Below are 25092 nucleotides of genomic sequence, written 5' to 3'. Positions count from 1 at the left end.
AACAGGCTTATCCATCCCGACCACTGATTATCAAGACTAGTGATTATCAATCGCGGTTTTTAATAACTGCTTTCTCAGCTGATCATGATAATAAAACACTCGCGTCATATCTTTGGGATACCAAGAAATATTCTCAAGTAAAATCATGCTGGTATCTGATTCTGGGTAATAACTTAGCGTTGAAATATAACCGAGTACATAGCCGCTGTGACTCCACTCTTTCACCGTACCAGTATCTGATAACTGCAGGCCAAAACCATATCCTAGGTCACCCCAACGGTGCTGTCTTGTCGCTGCTTTCGATACCATTTGCAAGTGTGACTTAGCCGATAACAAATCACTATTATGTAAACACTGATTCCATGCAACCAAATCTTCGGCGGTAGAAATAATACCTGCACTCGGCGCGAAACTAGCAGGTAAATCTTTAGTCATCGCCACCAGCTCACCAACAGACTTTTCGTGATAGCGTACTGCATTATTGGTATTACTTGATGCGTTCGTATTATCCATCCCACAACGTTTAAACATCTCAGAGGCTAACAAGGGATAACCTTCACCTGATGCCTTAACGACTATTTCACCTAATATGTTATAGCCTGTATTTGAATAAGCGAATACTTCACCTGGGATCGTTTTAAGTGGCTTGTCGATAGCAACAATACCAGACAAATGGTTAAGCAATTGTCTGACAGTAATAACTGCATCCCACTTGCCGTTCAAGTATTCAAGATATTGGGTAATAGGGGCATCAAGTGTGATTCGACCTTGGTCAACTTCTCGCATGACTAACGCAGCCGTCATTTGTTTACTTAATGACGCGGTAACAAAAGGGGTTTGTAATGTAAATGCCGCAACCTCCAAGCCATCGACCACAGGCTGAGATGTCGATGCATAACTAAACGTAATATCACTCCCCTTTGCGATAACAGCTATGCCACTAAATACTCTTGGTGCATTCGTACTCGTAAATACTGATTGCAGATCTGTCTCATTATTTACAGCAGCAAGGCTTACCATTGGTAATGTCATAGCCAAGCTATACACCAAGCCATGTGCCAAACGACAGGCAAGTACGTTCGTTTTTATCATTTTATAAGTCCATGTATAAAGGTTGTGAGCAATTATCTAAATTTGCTGTTTATTGACGTGACATATAAACAAACTGTTCATCACAGCTATCAATCACAAAGCCAAAACGTGCATATAACTCACCTACTCGATTACCTTGTAAATGGCTTAGCTTGCAAGGTAATTGCTTCTCTTTGGCAAGAGTAATGAGCTGCTTTAATACCTGACTACCAATCCCTTTACCTTGATGTTCCGGTAATAAGAAAAAGCGACAGAAATGAATGTGGTTATTTTCCACTTCAATCTTATAACTGCCGACCGCTATGCCATCAATACAGATCAACATAGGCTTACCATCAGCCCACTCTTGCGCATGCATTTGCTGCTGGACGATTTCATCCCAACCAAAAATAGCTTTAATCGGTTCGTATTCCGCCGCTTTTTTTAACTTAAACGCGAAATCATAATCTTGCTCAGTCGCAAGTCGGTATGCAATATTCATTAGCCCTACATTCTGAATGTATTTTAAGAAGTTTGATTGATAACTAAAAAACGAAGAGTACCTATAAGTAATTAATATAACAAGTTTATTAGATTAGAATTTAGAAACAAAAAAGCCAACACAAACCTAAGTCTGTGTTGGCTTTTTACTATAAGTTAATAACATTGTTATCAACTCATTCAGTACTCAATATTAGTGGCTAGCGACTACCGAGAAGTAGTAAATCATCGCAAGGGCAATAACATATACTGACCAATGATCTTCTTTCATACGACCAGTCGCGATCTTAAGGAAAGCATACACAACCATGGCCGCAGCAATACCGTTACCAGAATTGAAGCTAAAGATAGTCATAGCAACACAGATGAACGCTGGGAAGTATTCAGTAATATCTTCGTAGTTCACTTTCTTCATTGACGACATCATCGAGAAACCAATGTAGATAAGCACAGGTGCTGTCGCAACAGTTGGGATCATCGTTGCTAGTGGTGACAAGAACAAGGTAAACAAGAACAAGATAGCTGTAACAACCGCAGTGAAACCAGTACGACCGCCCGCTTCAACACCCGCAGAACTTTCTAGATAAGTAGTAAGCACAGGACATGAGAAGAACGCACCAAAGGTCGTTGCACATGAATCTACGTGGAAGTTCTTTTCAATACCCGGTAAGTTACCATCTTTATCCAAGTAACCCGCTTGTGAACCCACGCCCAACAGCGTACCTAACGTCGAGAAAAAATCAGGAATAAAAAACGCCAACAAAAAAGGCAGATACTTAGGATCTAACGCACCAATAATATCTATTTGAAACAGCATGCCTTCCATGCTACCCGGCATAGCAAACAATGAATCAGGTACTTTAGCGAGACCAAACGGAATACTAATCGCCGTCGTAATCAAGATAGCTAAGATGATACCGCCACGGGTTTTCTGCGCGACAAAGAACATCACCAAAAAGAAACCAAGCATCGACATCAGCGCTTTAGCAGAAGATAAGTCACCCAGGTTAAGTACATTCTTCGACGGGTTAGCAATGACAATACCCGCTTGTTTCAAGCCTAGTAACGCAATAAACAAACCAATACCAACACCAACAGATACCTTGATGCTATGCGGTATAACGCGAACAATAAAGTCACGAATACCTAAAAATGATACCGCCATAAAGATCGCACCACTGATAAACACGATACCCGACGCAATACTTAGTGGCACGCCGTCACCTAACAAGGTAAACGAGAAGATCGCCACACTGCCTAAACCAGGACCCAGTACAAACGGACGATTGGTGTAAAACGCCATCGCCAAGGTAGTCAGCACTGTCATGACGATAGTCACCGTCATCGCTGCCGAGAAAGGTAAACCACCTTTACTCAACATCCCAGGTACAACTGCAATCAGATAAGCCATCGTTGCAAATGTTGTAAAACCAGCAATGACCTCAGTCCTTAAGTCCGTGTTGTTCTTCTCGAACTCAAAGAACTCCTTTATTTTAAACATTACTGATTTCCTTTCCATTTATAGTTTTATGCAAGATATAAGAGTGTTTTATGTGCGGGTAGTTAATCTTTATTAATGTAAAACTTTTGTTTTGAAACTGGGTGGCGGCGATATTCAATTAAGTGTTCCGGCGCTATTTCAGGGTCTTTATCTATTTGCGCCCGCAGTAAATCAAACTCAGCCGCCCACTCTAAACGCAATTGCTTTCTGGTCTCTTTCGGTAACCAACTCGCGTCTAGGCTATTGAGCATAAAGTGTTTCAGGCTTTCGATATCAAAACCAAAGTCTTCCACCATCACCCGATAACAATTAGTACTATCCGTCGCGTGCATATGCCAATCATCAGTACACGGAATTATATTTAATCCCGCTTTGGCCATGGCTCTTATCGGGTGTTTAACCTGCCACTCTGCATGATCAGGCCACTGGCTTAAGAAATATGTATTCGACGGCACCACGGTAAACGGAATACCCTGCTCCGCGTATTGCGCGGTTAGCTCAGGATTGTCGATAATGCTGTACCCGTGATCAATACGATCCACTTCCACCAGCTCGATACCAGCAACTACATTACGCCAATGCAAACCGAATTCAGAACAGTGCGCTGTCAATTTGTAACCATTGTCTTGTGCTAAACGATAAGCCTGCCAGAACTGTTCTACCGACGCGTTATGTTCTTTATAATCAATGCCAATACCCAATACATAGGGGTGTGGGTGCTGCAACATAAGTTCAACCATTTCCACAGCAAGTTCTGGGGACTTTTCACGATTGATTGATGGAATAAGGCGGATGGTAATATTAAATTGCTGCAAGGCTGTTTCGATGCCTCGAACGAGGGCTTGGTTCACGTCTTGATAACGAAGAGCAGTATCAGAAGGATTCCAAAAGGTTTCGATATATCGAACACCACAGGCATGGGCATCTTCTGCAACTTCCAAGAGTACGCGTTCGTAGTCTTCAACCTCTTGCATCAATTCATACAGAAAGGTTAATGCCGCAATACCGCCTTTGGTAGAGCCGGTTTCGGCTTTATGTGCGCGGTAATAACTCTTGGCTTCCAATTCCGATAATGGATAATCGTACTTTTTCGCAAAGGCCAGCATGGTCTCTAAGCGCACGCCGCCAAGCAAATGATAATGTAAGTCGGCTTTAGGAAACTGACTTAAAAACTGATGAAATGATATTTGACTCACAACGACCTTCTAAACAAAGTAAGTAAGCCGTGAGTATCGCTGATTTAGACCCAAGAAAGAAATGCAAAAAATGGTATGGCAATGCAAAAATAGCATCACCGCAATGCAGGATCCATTATCGACACTTTGTCATATAATTAAGCGCTATAAAACGCCTCGGCAATCTGCCAGTCTTCATTGGTTTTGTCTTGCAAAGTACGCCAAAATTGTTCAGCTTCGATAGATAAACGTGCGCGATTACGATATAAGCGCACTTGATAAGGAATGCGGTAAACGGCTGGATTAATCGGTACTAATTTACCCGACTTTAACTCATCTTTAATCAAGCAATCAGGTAACCACGCAATCCCCTTGCCGCGTAACGCCATTTCTTTATGTAACTGACAGACAGATGATTCAAACACCGGATGACAATTAAAGCCCGGCTGTTGTATCTGCGCGCTGCTAATTAGTCGTGCACTGTAGCTTTCTGCAGAATAGCGTAAATACGGCACCGACTCTTCACCTAACTGATACATAGGCAAACCGACATCATCTGCTTTAGTGACCAGTAGGAAATCACCATCGCCTAAAAATAGGTTCTGATACGGAGGTTGTAACAGGGATAAAATATCAAACGCAAACAGAAAATCACACTCGCCATTCGCCAAGGATTTAACGGCTAAATCAACTCGTAAAATATCCACACTATAGGTCAATGATTGCGGGCTTTCGGCAATATCCATCAATTCAATTAACGTCGGAGAAGACAGTGAATGTGGCGAGGCAATACGTAAGGGATCAAGGATAGGCTGATCAATACCATTGATCTCATCTAAGCCTTGGTTAAGCTGTTTTAACAAACTTTGTGCTAGGCTACGGAACTGCTTACCTGCTGGTGTGAAACAAATCGGCTGTGAACTGCGGTCAACTAACTGCTGACCAACCGCCGCTTCAAGGGCTTTAATATGCCGACCAAAAGCAGGCTGGGTAATGTGCCTTAATTGCGCCGCTTTCGAAAAGTTACGAGTTTCATTGAGGGTTAAAAAATCCTCTAGCCATTTACTGTCAAAACTCATTATGCACATCCTTGCGAAATCAGATCGCTAAATTAGGCGGCTATTGTAGCAACACTCCCTGCAGGATAAAAACCATTAACTGCATAAATGATGATGACACTTTGCCTTAATTGCGGTAAAGCACTGTACTCACAAGTTTATTAATTACAAATAATGGCGTATTTTGCTCTCGACAATCAAGCAGAATAATAGCTAAGCCCAGCTTAAGTCACTACAATTATATCAAGGTCATCAATTGATAAGTGAAAACAGAAATGCTGATATCTATTTGTATGTGTACATATCAACGATCCCATGTCGTCGATACCCTTAAGAGTATTGCCGCATTACGCCTGCCAGAACACGTCAACCTTGAAGTGATCGTCGTTGATAATGATGAATACGGTTATGCCGAAATGCTCGTCAAAGCTCAAGCCAATATCATGGATATTCCGGTTTATTATCGTCAAGAAACGGCTAAGAATATTGCCCTCGCGCGTAATTGTTCGATTGCCAATACCCAAGGTGAATGGGTGGCGTTTATCGATGATGACGAGGTAGCTGACCCAGATTGGTTAGCACAACTATTAGTAACCGCGCAAACTTACCAAGCAGATGCTGTTTTCGGTCGTGTTAAATCAACCTATCCGAGCGATACGCCGCAATGGATCATCAAATCAGGGGTGTTTGAACGGCTGCCAGTGAGTAACGGCCAAGCGGTCACCAGTGGTGCGACTAACTCAACATTAGTCAGCCAAGCTGCTATTAAAAAATACCAACTTCAATTTGATTGCAACTATGGTCTCACAGGGGGTGAAGATGCCGATTTCTTTTATCGACTGTATCAGCATGGCGGTAAATTAGTTTGTTCAAATGAAGCGTTTGTCACTGAAGAAGTCGCAAGTAACCGATTAAATCTCAATTACTTGTTAAAAAGAGCGATGCGAATAGGCGAAACCTATACCCGTTATCGCATGCAGAAAGCACCGTTAGTTAATAAATCTGCTTACTTTACTGATGTGTTTCTCAAACTGATTATACTGTTGTTTATCGTTCTGGTTAAACTCCCTTTCGGTCAATCTAAATATGCAAAACCCCTACTGCAATTGGTTGATAAGTACGGAAAGATAAAGGCTTTATTCAGTAATAAGACCGTCAAACTATACAGTTAGCACAGGCTGTTTTTAATAACAAGCGAGTCACTGATAGCAGTGACTCGTTTTTTGATAAGCTAGGGCTAGACCTACACCTACACCTACACCTACACCTACACCTACACCTACAATTAGACTTAGTATTAACCTAAACTAACCCGTTTAAGCTGACTTAACTCTAAGCGCTGTTTCTCCAAAACCATGTCACTAAATCGTTGTCGTAATTGGCAACCATCTTTATGACCTAAGATTTCCACTTGATGAAATAAGATAGGCTCGCCCTTATTCACATCAACCAGTAATGTAGCACCAGTAGCTAGCCCTAAAGGCAGAGCATGATCGTTTACCGAACTTTCTGCGCTGGTCATTTCGCCATAATAATCATAACCACCGATACAATCGAGTTTATCGCCTTTTTTAAGGTCTCGTTTAGCACGGGTGATCACATCTGATACTGGCGCGCCCATTGGACGTACCACAGATTGATGCTCAACAACATTGACGTATAAACCGTACAAGGCTTCAATACCCGGCATATGGTACGGTAAATACAGTAGGTAGTTGGGACCATCACCCATTTTATAATATGAAAGCGAATCTAATATTTCTGGTTTTTCAGTGGATATAACCGCAAATACCCCACCACTGGGTTCAACCCCACAAACAACTTCAATCACGCCAGTTTGATTCAAAATACCGCCGTCTTCTTTTAACTTCAATAAACCAACAATATCTTCAAGCGTCCCTTTAGCTAAATGCATACCTGGTACATCAGCGACTAATCCCGTTGCATTAGAAACAATAGTCATTTCCATCGACATTTTCGAGCCATCTGCAAAGGAAGCAATCATAGTAGGTTTCTGGCCTGATTTTTCAGCCCAAGGTAATACTGAATCAGGGTTAGCAAAAGAATCATGAAAACCTTTGAATTTACCCACGGCCACAATCCCAAAGCCCAACACATCAGCATAATTATACAGGTGCTTGATTAAACCCGGTTCATCGCCCCACATATTACTGTAGATCAGATCTTTTTCGCGAAATAGCTCAGCAAGTACAGGGCCAACAAGTGCATCAGTTTCAGCGCTGACAACAAAATGTTTATTAGCTGCTAACGTAGCAAGTGCCAGTTCACAGCCAAACTCAGTATCACCGGTCAACTCGACCACAATATCAGCATCGCTGGCACAAAAATCTTCAATATTGTCGGCAATAATCGATAAGGGTAAGTTAGCATCTTTCAGCAAGGCTATAATTGGTGCGCGTGTTTTGGAATAAATAGAAACCACATCAATAAAATCCAGCAGCGTGATCTGCTGTATCAAGCCTTTACTAATATAGCCAGCACCCGCGATAGCAACCTTAATATTGCCATGTTCTATTTTATACGCATCTAACAAATTTCGATTAATCATTTATGTTCCCCAGCAGCAAACAGTTATGCCATTGTTGTTTCAATTACATGGCGTAACTTACGCCGCCAATCCGAAGGTCTAAATATCGGTGAAATTTTGTGACAATTTAAAATACCATTTTTAGGCCGTGTGGCAATTGAAGCATATTCTTCACTTGTCACTCCTGTTAAATTACGGCGCTGCTCACCGGGTTGGTATTTATCTAATTCTTTAAAAATAGCGCGAGCAAAATCGAACCAACTTACCCCGCGATTTTCAGTACTATCACCTGCACTATCACCTGCACCATCACTGGCACTATCTCCAGTACGATTACCAGCAGTATTCTCAGGACTATTATCCTCACAATTCTCTGAGCTGTTACCACAAAAGTTATAATCACCAAATTCGTATCGATTGGTTTCAGCCGTGTAGTCCTTAGCCATATCAAGTACCAAATTTGCGACATCACCAGCATAGGTTGGACAACCAAACTGATCGTTAACAATGCGGATCGGCTTTGTGCCACGACTCAGGTCTAACATAGCAGTGACAAAATTTGGCCCATATTCACTAAACACCCATGACGTGCGAACAATAATGTAATGGCTCAAATAAGCCTTTATATATTGTTCACCTTGTAATTTAGTTCGCCCATATACATTCAATGGCGCTGGCGTATCGGTTTCGACATAACGACAATGATTTTTCCCATTAAAAATATACTCGGTGGAAAAATGAATTAATAATGCCCTTGTGCTATGACATTGTATGGCCAATAAATAGGGTCCATAGGCATTAATAGATTCAGCGGCACTCGTCTCTTGTTCCGCCCTATCGACATCGGTATAACCGGCCGCGTTAATCACCACATCAGGCTTAAATACGTTAAACACTGTCGATACTTGTTCTGCACTCGTAATGTCTAATGTCTCTATATCGGTGAGTAATACATCCCATTCTTGATCATCTATACGGTCTTTAATCGACTGGCCTATCTGCCCGTTTTGTCCTGTTACCAATAGTCGATACATAGGGCTATCCTTAAAACGGTTTAAAAAAGCCTTAAAACAAGTTCTTAAACTTAAGGCCCATTTTATCTTTGTCTGACAGTAAGGGATTCGCACAAGGCCAATCTATGTTTAATTCAGGATCATTCCAAATCAAACAGCCTTCATCGCTGTTGTCATAATACTCAGTACATTTATATTCAAAATCAGCAAGGTCAGATAACACCACAAAGCCATGTGCTAACCCTGGCGGTAACCAAAACTGCAATTTATTCTCAGCGTTTAATCGCACCCCACGGCACTGGCCATAAGTCGCTGAATCTAAACGGATATCAACGGCAACATCGTACACTTCCCCCATCACCACGCGCACTAACTTACCTTGCGGATTGGTTTTTTGAAAATGCAGCCCACGCAATACGTTTTTTGCAGAGCGAGAATAGTTATCTTGCACAAAATCAAACTCACCCCCAATCACATCGCGATAACGCACGGCTTGGAATGTCTCCATAAAGAAACCACGATCATCACCAAATACATCCGGTTGGATCACCAACGCCCCCTCAATGGCGGTTTTTGTTACTTTCATCTAAAACTCCTCACGTAATAAACCGTAGAGGTATTGCCCGTACTCTGTTTTCTGTAATAAAAATGCTTGGTCTTCTAATTGCCCACGGGTGATCCAACCTTTAGAAAATGCGATCTCTTCTAAGCACGCCACTTTCAAGCCTTGGTTATGCTCAATGGTTTGTACAAACATAGCCGCTTTCAATAATGAATAATGGGTGCCGGTATCAAACCAAGCAAAGCCACGTCCAAAGCGCTCAACGTAGAGCTCTCCTATCGCTAAATACATGTTGGTAATATCCGTGATCTCGACTTCATTACGGGCAGAAGGCGTTAATGACTTCGCCATATTAATAACCCGGTTATCATAAAAATATAAACCGGTAACGGCATTATTCGACTTTGGTTTCTCGGGTTTTTCTTCAATGCTTATCGCGTTACCGTCCTTATCAAATTCCACTACACCAAAACGTCCGGGATCTGTTACTCGATAACCAAATACTGTCGCGCCAGTATCTTTACTGGTCGCATTTAAGAGCTTGCCAGTGAAGTGTTGTCCGTAGAAAACGTTATCACCTAAAATGAGACAGACGTTGTCCTCACCAATAAAGTTTTCAGCGATGATAAAGGCTTGTGCTATACCATCTGGAGTCGGCTGCTCGGCGTATTCAATATTGAGCCCAAAGCTACTACCATCACCAAACAAAGCTTTAAAATGTGGCAAGTCATCAGGGGTAGAAATTATCAAAATATCTTGAATATCTGCCAACATCAGCACTGACAGTGGATAATAGATCATCGGTTTATCATAAATCGGTAATAACTGTTTTGAGACAGCTTTAGTAATGGGATGTAAACGCGTGCCTGAGCCACCCGCTAGCACAATACCTTTGTATTTTTTATTGCCCATTCGCATTTACTCCTCGACGTGTTAACTGATAATCACCACTTAATACACGCTGCCACCAGCTGGTATTGTCTAAATACCATTGCAGTGTTTTGGTGATACCCGTTTCAAATGTTTCCTCTGGTTGCCAGCCTAATTCACGTTGAATTTTACTCGCATCAATCGCATACCTCAGATCATGTCCAGGTCGGTCACTGACAAAGGTAATAAGGTCTCGGTAATGCTCGACCCCATTCGGTTTATCAGGCACCAGTATTTCCAGCGCATCACACAAGGTATTCACGACATCTATATTACGTTTCTCGTTGTGCCCGCCTATATTATAACTTTCGCCAATTTGACCTTTTATCGCCACCAGCACCAAGGCTCGAGCATGATCATCGACATACAACCAATCTCGGATTTGTAGACCATCACCGTAAACAGGCAAGGGTTGCCCGTTTAACGCATTCAAAATCATGTGCGGTATGAGTTTTTCAGGAAAGTGATAAGGGCCGTAATTATTTGAACAGTTAGTAATTAATGTCGGCAGACCATAGGTTCGTAACCACGCCCGTACTAAATGGTCAGCACTTGCTTTGGTCGCGGAATAAGGGGAACTCGGATCATAAGCCGTGGTTTCAACAAACAACCCATCTTGGCTATCTTTACTTCCTCGACAAGCTAAATCACCAAACACCTCATCGGTCGAAATATGATGAAAACGAAAACCGGCTTTTTTGTCATCGGCCAATGACGACCAATAAACCCGCGCGGATTCAAGTAAGTTGTAGGTCCCAATAATATTGGTTTCAACAAAACAGTTCGGATTTTCAATTGAGCGATCGACATGGGATTCCGCAGTAAGGTGCATGACAATATCAGGCTGATGCTGCTGAAAGACGCGATTCACTTGTGCTTTGTTACAAATATCAACACATTCGAATACATACTGCGACGACAGCAGAGTCGCTGGAATAGAATCGAGGTTTCCAGCGTAAGTTAAACTATCGAGGTTCACCACCTGATAGTCTGTATCACTCAATATGTGTCTAATAACGGCGCTGCCAATAAACCCAGCGCCACCTGTTACTAATATCTTCATATTACGGTACTCATCATTAACGCATTACGACTACTCACAGCTATGCACAACTATTCACAACCCACGTTTGAAGACCTTTGCCCATCTGATTTTCGAGCACTCGGTATACTGGGTTTGAATAAATACTTAAAATGGTAAATAAACGCATCACGAATATGAAAGCGTAAAACCCGGCTACTAAATACATCTTTAAAGCCACCGTCACTGCAACGTAAACCATCCGCACCCACCACGATCTCACTCTCATAATGGACTTTGTAACCGAGTTCCCAACACTGATAGCAAATGTCCGGATCGGCCATAAAGATAAAGTAACGATTGTCATAACCACCAATTTCGTCCCAAACCTGACGACTTATCGCCATAAAGGATGATTGTAACCAGTCTACATTCGCCGGTTTAAAATAATCGAACTCGACATGCTCATAGTGATCCGCCATACCTTTTAACAGCGGCCAGTGTCTAAGTGATGACCTGCGAACGACTTGTGCAAGCAAGCTCGGAAAACGACGCACGGTATCGGGTGTCGAACCATCATCATTAAGCTGCCGAGTACCAACAATACCGATGCCAGGGTCGCGTTTATAAATAGCGATAATATCACCCAGTATACTGGGTGACTTCCATTCAATATCCGGATTCACAAACAATAGATAATCACCAGTGCATAAGTCAGCGCCCTGGTTACTGCCTCTTGTATAGCCATTATTTTGCTGATTAAAAATGAGCGTTACACTCTCCGTATCTTGGTATTGAGACAGGATCTGTTGATTGCCACTGTCCATTGAATTATCAATAATGATCACTTCTGTATCAAAATCGCCTTGCTGTGCCAGTATCCTTTCGACATTATTGACAACGCGTTCCGCTTTAAAAAAATCAACAATAACAACAGAAATTAATATTTTCTTAGCCATAGGAATCTTCTCTTTGCTCAACGAATAATTTTTTATCGATAACAGCTGCAAAATCATGATTAGTAATATCAATGGTTTGGTCGTACCTTGGTATCGCTATTAGCTCTGTCACTGAATACACAGGCAATAACTGTTCAGGATAAACAACGGTCATATTAGGATTACTTAACTCTTTAGCAATTTGCAGTTGATGATCATCTGAAAATTCACCAAACTCCTCTAATCTCGGTACAAATATCACTTTCTTTTGATAAATAAGCATGTGATTAATACTGCCAACACCACAATGACTAATAACCAAGCTGCTCTCTTTTACCAAGTCATCCATTTTTTCTTTGCCTACCATATCGACAATCTCGCCATTGGCGGGTTTCACATCAACGTCAAAACCACCAGTTTGAATAAACCACCGGACGTTTGGATCATGATAAATATCGAGTTTTGCCATTGCTGCAATCAAACGTGGAAAAGGATAAGAATTCGTGCCGGTTGTCACTAAGACCAACGGCTTCTCTGGCGGCGATAATGGCATAACGACCTTGTTGACCTTGCCTTCCAAATCAAAGGTTTTTCCCACATAGTCGACATTATATTGGCGAGCAACCGACTCCCATTGCGACATAAACTCATCGTATAGCTTATATTTATGGATCATTTTTCCGGTATTAGACAATTCAACAACCCGTGACAATGTATCCAAATACACAAACTTTACCGGTAAAAACTTACACACTAATGCAAACGGTAAAACGAGCGGCCCACCTGTGGTAAATACGGTTCTCGGCCTTTCCTTTGCAAGAACATACAAAGCATAAAATATATTAACGAAGTGAATAAACGCATTTTTTTGAGTATTCCAGACCTTATATACTTTCTTAACTTTATTGTCATTCACTAATGTGTGAGTCGTGACGAGCACAATATCGTCAACATGATCACAGGCGCAAAGTGCTTGCGTCAGGTGACCACCTGCGGATGCAACAACAAGAACTTTTCTATTCGTCATTTAGTTTCTCCAACTTAAGTGCTTCAATTAAATATTGGTAATGACTAACCACCGTTGTTTTCTCAAAGATGTCCAACAGATTAGTTTCTAACGCCCTATTGATTCGAGCGTTAAACAAATCATGTTGTAAAATCAGCGATTCCACTTTATTAACTAATTCGTCAGTATTTTGGTTATCAACTTTAACCCCTGCATCAATCCCCTCTAAGTAGCCATCAATACCGGTATTCGCATGATATAAAATAGGTAACCCAGAAAATAAAGCTTCAACGAATACCATACCGAATGACTCGTTCTGACTCGGTAACAAAAATGCTGAATACTCCGTTAGTTTTTTTTGTAATACTTTATTATCAATGCGTCCTTTGATCGTGACGTGTTTACCTAAAGACAATTCGGATATTTTACCCTGCACTATTTTCATCTTATTTTCAGGTCCGCAACCGTATATATCCAGCTTAATACTCGGATAATCAGCTATAAGTTTAGCGATAGCTTCTAACAATGGCATTATTCCCTTGCGTTCATATTGGTCGAAACGAAAAACGGTAACAAAATTAGCGGCTTTTTTAGGGACATGCAGGTGAGATAATTGTTTCATTTCGCACAGGTTAGGCAACAGACTCGATTTGTCGGTATCGTTATTGACGCTTATGTTAAGCAATTGCTTGATTGGATTTTGTGCCCAAGCGCTGACCCAGAAAATATGTTCAGCTTCTTCGAGCACTTTTTTCCAACGTCTTCTTAGCAGTAATTTATGTCGTAAAATACGCACATCAGTGCCACCACGAACAGAAAGGAAATAAGGTACTTTGGCCCATTTTGCTAATGCTGCGCCTAACGTGCCATCAATGGCGAGTTTATGCCCATGCACAAGTTGATAATCAATGTGCTCGTTTTGAATTAGCTTTAATAGTAAATGCCGTGCAAGAAAGAGAGATAGCGTTAAGCCAAGACCGAACGGCAGTCCCCAATAGTAAATGGAGTAAAGCTGAGAATCATTTTGGATAACCTTAACTTGCCAAGGCCATGGGGTACGATGAATAACAAAAATAGTATGTCGAATACCAGAGGTGGCATCGAGTAGTAATTTTACTGCGGGCGTACTTGAACTATTACGACCATCTGGATAATCTGAGTGTATATGTAAAACATTCATATCATAACAACCTACCACAACCGGCTTTTAATTAGCAGGTAACCACTGTTAAATAGGAATTATAGGCATTAGATGCTGGTATTGGCCACATTAATGGATAAATATGATGATAGTAATTCATAAGTACATAAAAATAAAGCCAAGTTTCACATCATGTATTTTCGATACAATCAGCGACACCTGGCTTTAATAATAGATTAAGCAGTTGGGCTTAAATCTTGATGTGAAGGCTTATAAACCTTGTTACTATTTTTATAAACCTCGCTACTTCTTATAAACCTTGCTTGTATTGCGCATTAGTAGATACAGGTACTAGGTTGTTTAAAGCGGATTTTGATGCTTCATCGCCTGCAAGCAATGCCTCAAAGTACTTGATTAGCTCAACCTTATCCTGTTCTTCTTTAGAGCCTGCACCGATATTAGTTAAATCGATAAAGAACTCGTCGAACAGATCAGAGAAATCATTTACAACATCAAAGTTTAAGAATTGCTCGTCGTTGTAAATGCTTGGGTAGCCACCCTTTTGTTTATCAACAGCAAACGAAATACCTTTCACATTGGTAATTGTTGTCGCTTTTTCACATTTCAGCATGCAACCATCTTCAATCGCCGGTTTCTTACAGCCAACCGTTTGTTGGAAGAAACACTGACGACTCGTCATCATCAGGATTGGATGGTAAATACTGTAGAACATTTTGAAGTTTTTCGGACGAGTAATGTTTCTGATTTGGATACGGTTAATTTCATTAGAAATAAACGCACCAGCGCAGTTTAACTCTTCTTGTAGCGTTAATAACGCATGTGAGTTAGTTGTATTCAAGAACGGACCAGCAACCCACTCAATACCCATTTCAAAGGCTTTATAAGCAATACCAGTATTGTTAGTAACGATACGTTTTGGTTTTACTTGTTCAAGGATCTTCACTGACTCGAGGTAATCTTTACCAATAAGCACAGCCGGGAACCAAGGGATTAGACGTGGATTTTCTTGCAGTAATTTAATGTGCTTAGGGCAGTTCTTTTTCAAGCTTTCAGGGATCTTGAAGTAGATATCAGCGTCTGTTACATCCGCAAGGTGTAGATCTTTCGCATTAGCTATCATCAAGGATAACTTCGGCGTTTCTTCTATCTTAGGATGTTTAGGTAATGCCGGTAAATCAACATTTTTAATCACTTCACGTGAACCATTTAATAAAAACGCCGCTTGGTTTTTCAGGTCGGTAAGCTCTTTAAATGGTACCGTTAAGTTGGCATCGAAATTGTCGAAATTCATTGGTGCAAGATCGAATGTCGCATTACTAAAACTACGGAAACGTTTTTCAACAGTCTCAGGGGTAATTGAAATTTCATCTGCAACGCGTAATAACGACGCACTTTTCACTTCAAATGACGTAGTGCCAGCCATAATATTCAATGTTAACGGGCTATTTTCTTTGGCAGAAAACGCTAACGTTAAGGCAATTTTATCTATGCTTAAGTCTTTAATCTTGTCTGCTAGTTCAGCACCCAAGGCATTCTTATCAGTATAAAGGTCTTGTTTCACATCATGGATTTGGACTACAGAGATCGCATCACTTTTTTCAACTGCGTAGTTCACACTGTTGTCACGTGGGTTATCCGTAAACATTTTTTTGTTTAGATCGCCCTGCAGGAATGAGTTAGTGAAGCTACGATTAAATACTTTATGTAGGTTACCGTCGTCTGCTAGTAATTTACCTGAGTCAACAAAGTTGTTGATCTGCTTACGCCATGTATCAACAACAGTGTAAACATAGTGAGCGCCTTTAATACGGCCTTCTACTTTTAATGAATCAACACCAGCGTCAACCAATTGCGGTAAGTCAAAGTAGGCAGAGTTATCTTTTAAGTTCAGTGGGAAACGATGACCTTCAGCAGTCACTTCGTATTCGTCACGACAAGCTTGGCTACAACGACCACGGTTACCTGAGTTACCAACACTTACTGAACTTGAATAACATTGACCAGAGAAGGCAATACATAGCGCGCCATGTACAAATACTTCTGTTAATACGTCATGGTCATGTGCAACTGTTGTTAATTCTTTAATTTCAGTTAGGTTTAGTTCACGAGATAAGTTGACGCGCGTTGCACCAATTTTCTGTAAGAATAAAACCTGACCTTCGTTGTGTGTTGTTAACTGAGTAGAAGCATGAATGTGTAATGATGGAAAATGCTTTTTAACAATGTTGAAGACACCTAAGTCTTGTACGATGATGCCATCAATACCACTGTTAACCAGTTTATTAAGCAAGCGTACCAAGCTAACAACTTCGTGTTCTAATATCACGACATTAAGGGTTAAAAAGACTTCACAGCTGTGATCGTGTGCAAGTCGTAATACGCCATTTAGCTCATCAAATGAAAGATTGGACGCACGGTTACGGGCATTGAACATATCCAAACCACAATAGACTGCATTTGCACCAGCTACAATGGCCGCTTTAATTGCTTCTACGTCACCACCCGGTGCCAATAATTCTATTTTTCTACTCATGCGAAATAACCCACTTAATGCTTTTATTGTAATTTTTTGAGGGGGCATTCTACCTGTATATGCAGGTCAATGCTATGAATTAGGCTTTATTGATCTAGATCAATAATTCTAAACCCCTTTTCGTCCCCTCAAATTATACAATAAACGTCATTTCAGCACGATGTATAAACTGGATATAAAATCGATAACATCCCGTTATCTTATCCAGCCTACTAATACCAAACGTTACTTAGCGTCGGGTATAAACTGCTTGATAGTATTCGGTAATACCGTCACGATCATGCCGCGAACGGGATGCCATAATGCTGATAACAGTAATAGCGCAGCGCCAATTGCCATGCCGGTCATCGCAAAATTAGTACCAACATCGCCATACATACTCATCAAACTTGAAATGGCATACAGTACATAGACCAGGGATGACACCATAAAGGCGCGGCGATCGATAATAATAGAAATCAATGACATTGATATATACAGCGCAATGATCACGGCGATACTACTGATGCTCTCATCACCATTCAAAATACCGACACTTAAGAACACCGGATGAATAATCAAAGGCGCAGAAAGTAAGTGTAACCAAAATGCAGTATCAGTGCGGTTTGTCACACGTTCGCGATCTGACGAATCCCAGTACATGGCAAACAGGAAAGTTAAAATACCACAGATAAAGATCAGCACCAGGATCCAGTCCGTTAATACATTTAGCATATCGGGCGTAGCAAACATAGATACAAATGACGACACAATAAAGCCAATGGTCGCCGCCGTACCTGCTGCGATCGTAATAGGCACATTGAAACGACGCCAGTGACAATAAGCAGCGATGACAGACGCGCCAGTTGCAACCATCATTGCTTGATCACCCAAGGAGCCAAAGACTTCCATTGATAATTGAAACACACCACCAATAAAGGCGAGTAATAACATAATCGCGGGAAACGCCATTTTTCTTTTCAGTACAAAGAATTCAGCAAGTGCCCATGATAGCGCGGCAAACGTCGCTAAACCCAAACCCGGATCAATCGTTCTGACCGCCCACAATGATGAAAACAACAATAGCGCACAAGCAATAACAATAAATATGTCATTAAACCCGCCGATTAAACGAATGTTTTCTTCATCAGCAACAGTCACTTGCTTGGATAACACTTGCTCACGTCGAAATTCGTCAACGGACGAAGCAGTAAAAATTCCTTTATCTACTGCATTGTTAAGATCTTCATCTGTATACATAATGGCCCTAAAAATATTATTAATATAAATTATTTATTATAAAGTGCTGAAGTGTATTGGCTTTATTTATATGGGACAAGTGAACCGTTAAATAAATTCAAAAAACGTGTAAACAGATTGCAAATTCAGCACACTGCCAGCCGTTTTTATGAAAGTGTGACATACTCCCTACCACTGGGAATTAATTTAGTCGTATTTTCCAATTATATTTCTTACTATTTAATACATATCTTAATTGTTTATTAAAAACGTCCGTATAATCACTTAAGACAAATAACGTTTAATAGATTCATTTTTAATGCCTTTCATTGTCAGTTAAACAATAACGTATGCATTCATTCAGTGCTTAACATGCTCTATCACCGTGATACGTTATTTCAACAAGGAGATATTTTGAACCCACAAGATTATTTTAATCAACTTAATGATGATTACTTAGCACTACACCGCCGTAAAGAAGATCTGTTTTGGCAAACGTACATGGGCACCAGCGATGACCATGACGGTTTTGCCGCTGCAGAAGAAGCGCTAAGTGCATTTATATCACAGCCACATCATATTCAAGCGACACGTGACAACCTTGAAGTGCTATTACAACTAACGAGTGAAGATGATGAGCTGGTTAAAGGATTACAAGGTTGGCTCGCCTTTTTCGATGCCAATGCCATTGAAAGCGCTGAAGGCCGAGATAAAATGGCCGCCCTTATTCGTAGCGAGTCGGCATTGTTTGCTAAGCGTCAAGATTACCTGATGCATTTTAATGATGAGAATGGCGACAACCAGCAAGCCTCTTTAACTGTGCTTTCCGCTAATATTCGTACCAGTAATAACGAAAGTGTACGTCAATCAGCGCATCAAGCATTATTAGACCTTGAACAATGGGTGATGAATAATGGCTATATCGAACTGATTAAACAACGTAATGACTTTGCTCGTCAACAAGGCTTCCGTAACTTTTTCGATTATAAAGTCAATAAAACCGAGCAGATGACACCAGAGCAACTGTTTACTGTTTTAGATGATTTTGAATTACGTACCCGTGAGCGCAACCTAAGCAGCATTCAACATTTAGCAGCAACTAAAGGTGACAGCGCAGTTCAAGGCCACAACTTTAGCTTTATGTATGCAGGTGATGCCGCACGTCAACTTAACCCTTATGTGCCGTTCTCAAAATCATTACGTCGCTGGATTGAATCATTCGGCCGCTTAAATATCGATTACTCACAAGCTGACATGACCTTGGATTTATTAGATCGCCCAGGTAAATACCAAAATGGTTTCTGCCACGGTCCTATCCCGTCGTTTTATGCAGAAGATAAATGGCAGCCAGGTAAAATCAATTTCACCAGCAACGCAAAGCCAGATCAAATTGGCAGTGGTTACGATGGTATCAATACCTTATTCCATGAAGGTGGTCATGCCGCGCATTTCGCCAATGTGAAACAAAACTCACCGTGTTTCTCGCAAGAGTTTGCACCAACGTCGATGGCGTATGCAGAAACGCAGTCTATGTTCTGCGACAGCTTGTTAACCGATGGCGATTGGTTAAAGCAGTATGCTTACAATGCTGATGGTGAAATCGTACCTGATGCTGTGATCCAAGCATTAATTGCCGCTAAGCAACCGTTTAAAGCGTATGAAGAACGCAGTATTTTGGTTGTACCTTATTTTGAATGGGCAGTTTACAGCGCTGACGAAGACTCGCTCACGCCTGAGTACTTAACGACACTCGCACGTGCTACTGAACAACGTATTTTGGGTTTAACTGCAAGTCCACGTCCATTACTGGCTGTACCGCACCTATTGTCACAAGAAGCAGCTTGTTCGTACCAAGGCTACCTACTTGCGCACATGGCGGTATATCAAACACGGGCTTACTTTACCGAAAAATTTGGTTACCTCACGGATAATCCAGCCATTGGTCCGCTACTTGCCGAGCATTACTGGAAACCGGGTAACAGCATCAGCCACGATGCCACGTTACGTAGCTTAACAGGCGAAGGTTTCTCTGCCGCTTACCTTGCTGATACCTGCAATAAAACCAGTGACCAAGCTTGGCAACAAGAGCAAGCTAAGATCGTCGCTGCACAAGCGAGAGTGCGCGCAGTACCGGTTGCGCTTAACGCTAAAATTAGTATTGTTGATGGTGCCGAGACTATCGCTAACAATGCTGTTTCTGATAACCAACTATGCAATAACTTCGAGACTTACATTACTCAACGTTACGGTAGTGACTGTTAGTTAGATATAAGTACGTATCATCTGCCAATATTGAGGGATACGTACACTTTTCTAATCATGTTTCCCCCTCGGTTTGTCTTCTAATATCCCACTAAAATAACTAACTACCTCTTGATCAACACTTGATCGGAATTCAACCAACCCTTGTTCTATATTTAACCATCATCACAATCCCTCTAATTTACATTTCACATTTGGCTATTTAAATCAGTTAGATAATAAAAATACGGCTAACCAGTCGTGGTCAATAAACACACAAAGAACAAACAGTACAGATACTAATAAATAGGTACAACACGTGTCAATGAAAATCATTTTCATTATCATTTAATGCGATTACGTTCGCTTTAAATGATGTTCAACATTGATAATTCGAATTTATAAATCTATAACTCAGGTTCTGCAAGTCGAATAGGAAAGTATCTCGACCATTTTTCAGCAGGTAATAACTTTCGCTCAATAAGGAACCGGGCAACATGAAAAACAAACTCAATAAAAAAAATAAATTATTAAACTCAATGGCAATAGCGACAGCTATTTCAACCTTAGGAATTAACTATGTAAACGCTTTTCCTCAGTTTGATGAACTCGATTTACCGATGAAATACATAGTTAAATTCAAAGAAACCGACGCTGATGCGCCTTCTATGATGGGACTCAATCCAGTTTGGGGCGCCAAGCTACTTCAAGAATCCGTTCTCGAACAAGTAAACGCTAAAAAAGTGGAAAAACTCGGAAGTAAACCGCTTTATAGTGTCGAAATTGAACCACGAGCACTTACGGATTTACAGCTCAACGCTGAAATTGAATATGTAGAATTCGACCCGCCACGTTTCTTACTAAGTGAGTCAATTCCTTGGGGACAAGGAGCGATTAATACAGCGGGCTTAAACGACAGTAATACTGGGAATCGGACTATTTGTATTATCGATTCTGGTTACGACTTGACTCACAACGACCTTAGCGGTAATCAAGTATCAGGCACCAATGATAGCGGCACCGATAATTGGCACGATCCAGGTACTCATAATGCACATGGCACTCATGTCGCAGGTACGATAGCTGCGATAGCCAATGGTGACGGTGTTGTGGGGGTAATGCCAAATCAAAATGTAAACTTACATATTGTGAAAGTATTCAATGAATCTGGTTGGGGTTATTCATCCAGCCTAGTCAAAGCAATTGATACCTGTGCGCAAAACAGTGCCAATGTCGTCAATATGAGCTTAGGCGGCAGTCAATCGAGTCGAACTGAACGTGATGCGCTGCAAGAACTATCTGACAATGGTGTACTGCTTATTGCCGCTGCTGGCAATTCTGGGAACACCGCACACAGTTATCCTGCTTCATACGATTCTGTTATGTCAATTGCAGCGGTAGATAATCAAAATAACCACGCTGCATTCTCCCAAGCCACAAATCAAGTTGAAATTTCAGCACCAGGGGTAGCAATTCTTTCAACAGTCACTGTTGGCGAAGGTGTCCTGTCTGATATTGTGATTAACGGCCAACACTATTTTGACCGTGGCATTGTTCCGCACAACCGCAAAACGCTTGATGGCAAAGCTAATTATCAGTCGAGTCCTGTTGCTGGTTCTTATACAGGGAAACTCGCACGTTGCGATATTTCAGATAACAGTTATAACTGTGGTGACATGACAGGTAAAGTTTGTTTAACCGAGCGTATTGAGAATCAACGTACTGGTTATCGACCAGAAATTAATCCTGTAAAAGCTTGTCATAGCGCAGGCGCCAAAGCCGCTATAATCTATAGTAATGATGCCTTATCTGGTCTGCAAAATCCGTTTGTATTAGATGACAACAATAGTTATACAATCGTTTCGGTTTCAGTCGACAGAGCACTTGGCCTTGAACTATCAGCAATGCTAGAACAAGACGTCACAGTGTCTACAACAACAGGTGAAGACTATCAATATTATAATGGGACCTCTATGGCGACACCACATGCAGTAGGTGTCGCGGGTCTTGTTTGGAGCTATCACCCTCAATGTAGTGCTGCACAGATTCGCTTTGCATTAAAAGCTTCAGCAACAGATATCGATGTTGTAGGTCGAGACAACAGAACTGGCTATGGATTGATAAATGCGGCAGCGGCCAATGACTATCTAGCTGTAAGTTGTGATGGTCCAGGCGGAGGTAATAATAACGATGACACGAGGTTGGAAAACGGCATAGCAAAATCCCCAATGTCAGGAGGCAATCGCTCAAGCACTCTATATAATATTGACGTTCCTGCTAATGCAACTGCATTAACGTTCACCATGGGTGGAGGATCAGGTGATGCAGACCTTTACGTATTATTTAACGGTTCACCCACAACAAAGAATTATGATTGCCGCTCTTGGACTAAAGGAAATAATGAAGTTTGTAGTATTGATAACGTTCAAACAGGCCAATACCAAGTGCTTGTCTATGGCTACGAAAAGTACGATGGAGCGTCACTTACCGCGACTTATAAAAATACTAACGGTGCGACAGAATATGCCAATAGTACAAGAGTCGTTATCCCAGATAATTCATCTTTCGGCGTAGTCAGTAACATAGACGTTAAGCGTATTGGCGATGCTGGAATGGTGAATATTCAGCTTGATATCAAACACAGCTACGTTGGTGATTTAAAAGTAACATTGACTTCACCAACAGGTACCAAGGCTATACTGCACAACAATAGCGGTGGTTCAGATAAGAATCTAAATACAACTTATGATGTTGACTTCTCAGGCAATGAATCAAAGGGTCGTTGGCAATTAAAGGTCGTCGATACGAGCAGTCAAGATACAGGGAGCCTAGAAGGCTGGGAAATAAACTTCCAATAAGGAGCCGTTATGGCAAAACAAGGGACTCGTTTTAAAATTCGATATCTCAGTATTTTCTTGGTTCTGCTATTCGTAGTCCCGGTGAGTTATTCACATCAGTCCCCCCCCGTAACAGAGTCAACAAACATAACCGACCTAACAAAGGAAAACAGGTTGAATCGGTATTATGTGAAATACCAAAAGGGAGGTGAAGGCGTAGCGACAGCACTAGTGAAGGAACATAAAATCGCTATCGTTGATGTAATACCAACGCGTAACATACTGATTGTATTTGCAAGTAAGCAGTCCATTCAGGAGCTGGTTCAAAATGCTGTTATTGAATATGTTGAACTAGAGCCAGTACGCAGTTTTTATTCACAATAATAATCAGCCCCACTATACGTGGGGCTATGCGATAACGTCGAGATTTATATTACTCAACATTATGGTTGTGACAGTTAGTTGGTAGACTGTTTTTCATCCGCTAACCTTTATTAACATTGAATAATTAGTATCAATACTGATCTAAAACCCGTTTCATGACGTATTACTCCCTACAATTTATAGTCATATAGTTTAAGTACACATATTTAACTATATAGCTCAGTAAAGGCCTAACCAGGAATAAGAGCATGACGTTAACGATATTTTATGATGGTCAATGTCCATTATGTACCAGCGAAATGCAACACCTAAAACAGCACGATAAAGGTGATGTAATTCAGCTAGTCGACTTACATCAAACTGACTTTAACACCCTCTACCCAGAGATAAATGTGGATGACGGTATGAAGATATTACACGGTACTTACCAAGGTAAACGCCTGCTAGGACTTGAAGTCACTCACAGGGCTTGGACGTTAGTAGGTAAAGGTTTTTGGGTCGCACCACTTAATTGGCCAGTGATTAAAACGCTGAGCCATTGGGTTTATTTAGTGGTCGCCAAATATCGTCAGCCAATATCCGCTTTCCTCGCGAAACGTTTGGGTATCAGCACGACTAACTGCAATTCAGGAACTTGTTATGATAAAAACACAGACACTGATCATCGGCGCTAACAGCGTCATCGCTAGATCAATCGCCGCTAAAATACAAACCGATGCAGAGATGGGACTAATCGTCATCAGCCGTGATTTAAGCGCTTATTCAGCGATGCCAGACACCAGTATCAAACAGATCACAGTGCCAAACTATCAATCAGATTCGATTGAACAAGCGGTCATCGCACTAACGCAGTGCAACCACATACCGATTTCCCAAGTGTTTATTTGCAACGGTGTATTACATAACGCGCAATTGCAGCCAGAAAAACGCTTAGAAGATTTTAGCGAGCAAGCATTTCAGCAAGTCATGCAGATTAATGCCCTCATCCCTATGTTGTGGATACAAAAGCTAACCCCGGTATTAACGGGTAAAACGCCCTGTACACTCACGGTGTTCAGTGCTCGTGTGGCCAGTATTAGTGATAATCATTTAGGTGGCTGGTATAGTTATCGCGCATCCAAAGCAGCCCTTAACATGATGCTAAAAACTGCCGCGATAGAATTATCTCGACGTGCTAAGAATATCAAACTCATCGCTTTTCACCCTGGCACAACGGATACACCGTTATCGAAACCGTTTCAAAAGAATGTGCCTGCGGATAAGCTATTCACCAGTGATTTTGTCGCAGAACAACTTCTAAATATTGTTGAGAATATCGCACTGGATGGTGAAGCGAGCTATTTGGATTGGCAAGGTAAGTCGATTGATTGGTAATTATAGCGTTGATGCACCA

At 41.2% G+C, this 25092-nt stretch carries 21 protein-coding genes; 6 read left to right on the top strand and 15 right to left on the bottom strand.

The features are described from left to right. Positions 1-36 precede the first annotated feature (36 nt). From A923_RS0110310 to A923_RS22220, 5 genes are all read right to left on the bottom strand, one after another. Complete coding sequence (locus tag A923_RS0110310) at positions 37-1092, bottom strand: serine hydrolase domain-containing protein (protein WP_017221600.1); 1056 nt, start codon at positions 1090-1092, stop codon at positions 37-39. 49 nt (positions 1093-1141) lie between these two features. Then, entirely contained in the window at positions 1142-1573 is a 432-nt protein-coding gene (locus A923_RS0110305) for a GNAT family N-acetyltransferase (protein WP_017221599.1), read from the bottom strand. A gap of 192 nt (positions 1574-1765) precedes the next feature. Continuing rightward, complete coding sequence (locus A923_RS0110300; protein WP_017221598.1) at positions 1766-3073, bottom strand: NCS2 family permease; 1308 nt, start codon at positions 3071-3073, stop codon at positions 1766-1768. 62 nt (positions 3074-3135) lie between these two features. Continuing rightward, positions 3136-4269: an adenosine deaminase family protein gene (locus tag A923_RS0110295; RefSeq protein WP_017221597.1), complete on the bottom strand. Its 1134-nt coding sequence runs from the start codon at positions 4267-4269 to the stop codon at positions 3136-3138. A 137-nt stretch (positions 4270-4406) separates the two neighbouring features. Beyond that, positions 4407-5327: a LysR family transcriptional regulator gene (locus A923_RS22220; RefSeq protein ID WP_017221596.1), complete on the bottom strand. Its 921-nt coding sequence runs from the start codon at positions 5325-5327 to the stop codon at positions 4407-4409. Positions 5328-5569: 242 nt separating this feature from the next. On the opposite strand from A923_RS22220, the gene A923_RS0110285 reads away from it, so the two are divergent. Further along, entirely contained in the window at positions 5570-6478 is a 909-nt protein-coding gene (locus A923_RS0110285; protein WP_237716204.1) for a glycosyltransferase family 2 protein, read from the top strand. 125 nt (positions 6479-6603) lie between these two features. Here the strand turns inward: A923_RS0110285 and A923_RS0110280 are convergent, their stop codons facing one another. From A923_RS0110280 to A923_RS0110235, 10 genes are all read right to left on the bottom strand, one after another. Further along, positions 6604-7875, bottom strand: a complete 1272-nt coding sequence (locus tag A923_RS0110280; RefSeq protein WP_017221594.1) for an SAF domain-containing protein — start codon at positions 7873-7875, stop codon at positions 6604-6606. Positions 7876-7898: 23 nt separating this feature from the next. Then, on the bottom strand, positions 7899-8888 hold the full coding sequence (locus tag A923_RS0110275; RefSeq protein ID WP_017221593.1) for an SDR family oxidoreductase: 990 nt from the start codon (positions 8886-8888) through the stop codon (positions 7899-7901). A gap of 31 nt (positions 8889-8919) precedes the next feature. Then, entirely contained in the window at positions 8920-9453 is a 534-nt protein-coding gene (gene rfbC, locus A923_RS0110270) for a dTDP-4-dehydrorhamnose 3,5-epimerase (protein WP_017221592.1), read from the bottom strand. Continuing rightward, positions 9454-10341, bottom strand: a complete 888-nt coding sequence (gene rfbA, locus A923_RS0110265) for a glucose-1-phosphate thymidylyltransferase RfbA (RefSeq protein WP_017221591.1) — start codon at positions 10339-10341, stop codon at positions 9454-9456. It abuts the gene before it with no gap. Next, on the bottom strand, positions 10331-11422 hold the full coding sequence (rfbB, locus tag A923_RS0110260; RefSeq protein WP_017221590.1) for a dTDP-glucose 4,6-dehydratase: 1092 nt from the start codon (positions 11420-11422) through the stop codon (positions 10331-10333). The genes rfbA and rfbB overlap by 11 nt, the downstream gene beginning before the upstream one ends. Positions 11423-11472: 50 nt before the next feature. Then, a complete protein-coding gene (locus A923_RS0110255; RefSeq protein WP_017221589.1) occupies positions 11473-12339 on the bottom strand; it encodes a glycosyltransferase family 2 protein in 867 nt (288 codons plus the stop codon). Then, positions 12332-13345 (bottom strand): glycosyltransferase, encoded by a 1014-nt coding sequence (locus A923_RS0110250; RefSeq protein ID WP_017221588.1) that lies wholly within the window; start codon positions 13343-13345, stop codon positions 12332-12334. The genes A923_RS0110255 and A923_RS0110250 overlap by 8 nt, the downstream gene beginning before the upstream one ends. After that, positions 13335-14504, bottom strand: coding sequence for a glycosyltransferase (locus A923_RS0110245; RefSeq protein ID WP_017221587.1), 1170 nt, complete (start codon positions 14502-14504; stop codon positions 13335-13337). The genes A923_RS0110250 and A923_RS0110245 overlap by 11 nt, the downstream gene beginning before the upstream one ends. Before the next feature lie 271 nt (positions 14505-14775). After that, the gene (locus A923_RS0110240; protein WP_017221586.1) at positions 14776-17019 is read right to left on the bottom strand and encodes a peptidase U32 family protein; all 2244 of its coding nucleotides are present in this window, start codon (positions 17017-17019) and stop codon (positions 14776-14778) included. 225 nt (positions 17020-17244) lie between these two features. Continuing rightward, a complete protein-coding gene (locus A923_RS0110235) occupies positions 17245-18258 on the bottom strand; it encodes a hypothetical protein (protein WP_017221585.1) in 1014 nt (337 codons plus the stop codon). A gap of 393 nt (positions 18259-18651) precedes the next feature. On the opposite strand from A923_RS0110235, the gene A923_RS0110230 reads away from it, so the two are divergent. The 5 genes from A923_RS0110230 (at position 18652) to A923_RS0110210 (ending at position 25073) form a co-directional block, all read left to right on the top strand. Continuing rightward, entirely contained in the window at positions 18652-20499 is a 1848-nt protein-coding gene (locus tag A923_RS0110230; RefSeq protein WP_017221584.1) for a M3 family metallopeptidase, read from the top strand. 476 nt (positions 20500-20975) lie between these two features. Next, positions 20976-23336 (top strand): S8 family serine peptidase, encoded by a 2361-nt coding sequence (locus A923_RS0110225; RefSeq protein WP_017221583.1) that lies wholly within the window; start codon positions 20976-20978, stop codon positions 23334-23336. 168 nt (positions 23337-23504) lie between these two features. Then, the gene (locus A923_RS23245; RefSeq protein ID WP_237716203.1) at positions 23505-23699 is read left to right on the top strand and encodes a hypothetical protein; all 195 of its coding nucleotides are present in this window, start codon (positions 23505-23507) and stop codon (positions 23697-23699) included. Positions 23700-23947: 248 nt separating this feature from the next. Then, complete coding sequence (locus tag A923_RS0110215) at positions 23948-24373, top strand: thiol-disulfide oxidoreductase DCC family protein (protein ID WP_017221581.1); 426 nt, start codon at positions 23948-23950, stop codon at positions 24371-24373. Further along, positions 24339-25073, top strand: coding sequence for an SDR family NAD(P)-dependent oxidoreductase (locus A923_RS0110210; RefSeq protein WP_017221580.1), 735 nt, complete (start codon positions 24339-24341; stop codon positions 25071-25073). The genes A923_RS0110215 and A923_RS0110210 overlap by 35 nt, the downstream gene beginning before the upstream one ends. Positions 25074-25092 lie beyond the last annotated feature (19 nt).

It is taken from the genome of Moritella dasanensis ArB 0140, assembly GCF_000276805.1.
Classification (GTDB): domain Bacteria; phylum Pseudomonadota; class Gammaproteobacteria; order Enterobacterales; family Moritellaceae; genus Moritella; species Moritella dasanensis.
The sequence above is the reverse complement of the archived record's forward strand: the minus strand, read 5'-3'. Positions and strand labels throughout refer to the sequence as shown.

Excerpts from the sequence above, each read along its gene's own strand:
- A923_RS0110310 (WP_017221600.1), bottom strand. The coding sequence starts at position 1,092 with ATGATAAAAACGAACGTACTTGCCTGTCGTTTGGCACATGGCTTGGTG.
- A923_RS0110305 (WP_017221599.1), bottom strand. The coding sequence starts at position 1,573 with ATGAATATTGCATACCGACTTGCGACTGAGCAAGATTATGATTTCGCG.
- A923_RS0110300 (WP_017221598.1), bottom strand. The coding sequence starts at position 3,073 with ATGTTTAAAATAAAGGAGTTCTTTGAGTTCGAGAAGAACAACACGGAC.
- A923_RS22220 (WP_017221596.1), bottom strand. The coding sequence starts at position 5,327 with ATGAGTTTTGACAGTAAATGGCTAGAGGATTTTTTAACCCTCAATGAA.
- A923_RS0110280 (WP_017221594.1), bottom strand. The coding sequence starts at position 7,875 with ATGATTAATCGAAATTTGTTAGATGCGTATAAAATAGAACATGGCAAT.
- A923_RS0110275 (WP_017221593.1), bottom strand. The coding sequence starts at position 8,888 with ATGTATCGACTATTGGTAACAGGACAAAACGGGCAGATAGGCCAGTCG.
- rfbC (WP_017221592.1), bottom strand. The coding sequence starts at position 9,453 with ATGAAAGTAACAAAAACCGCCATTGAGGGGGCGTTGGTGATCCAACCG.
- rfbA (WP_017221591.1), bottom strand. The coding sequence starts at position 10,341 with ATGGGCAATAAAAAATACAAAGGTATTGTGCTAGCGGGTGGCTCAGGC.
- rfbB (WP_017221590.1), bottom strand. The coding sequence starts at position 11,422 with ATGAAGATATTAGTAACAGGTGGCGCTGGGTTTATTGGCAGCGCCGTT.
- A923_RS0110255 (WP_017221589.1), bottom strand. The coding sequence starts at position 12,339 with ATGGCTAAGAAAATATTAATTTCTGTTGTTATTGTTGATTTTTTTAAA.
- A923_RS0110250 (WP_017221588.1), bottom strand. The coding sequence starts at position 13,345 with ATGACGAATAGAAAAGTTCTTGTTGTTGCATCCGCAGGTGGTCACCTG.
- A923_RS0110245 (WP_017221587.1), bottom strand. The coding sequence starts at position 14,504 with ATGAATGTTTTACATATACACTCAGATTATCCAGATGGTCGTAATAGT.
- A923_RS0110240 (WP_017221586.1), bottom strand. The coding sequence starts at position 17,019 with ATGAGTAGAAAAATAGAATTATTGGCACCGGGTGGTGACGTAGAAGCA.
- A923_RS0110235 (WP_017221585.1), bottom strand. The coding sequence starts at position 18,258 with ATGTATACAGATGAAGATCTTAACAATGCAGTAGATAAAGGAATTTTT.
- A923_RS0110225 (WP_017221583.1), top strand. The coding sequence starts at position 20,976 with ATGAAAAACAAACTCAATAAAAAAAATAAATTATTAAACTCAATGGCA.
- A923_RS0110215 (WP_017221581.1), top strand. The coding sequence starts at position 23,948 with ATGACGTTAACGATATTTTATGATGGTCAATGTCCATTATGTACCAGC.
- A923_RS0110210 (WP_017221580.1), top strand. The coding sequence starts at position 24,339 with ATGATAAAAACACAGACACTGATCATCGGCGCTAACAGCGTCATCGCT.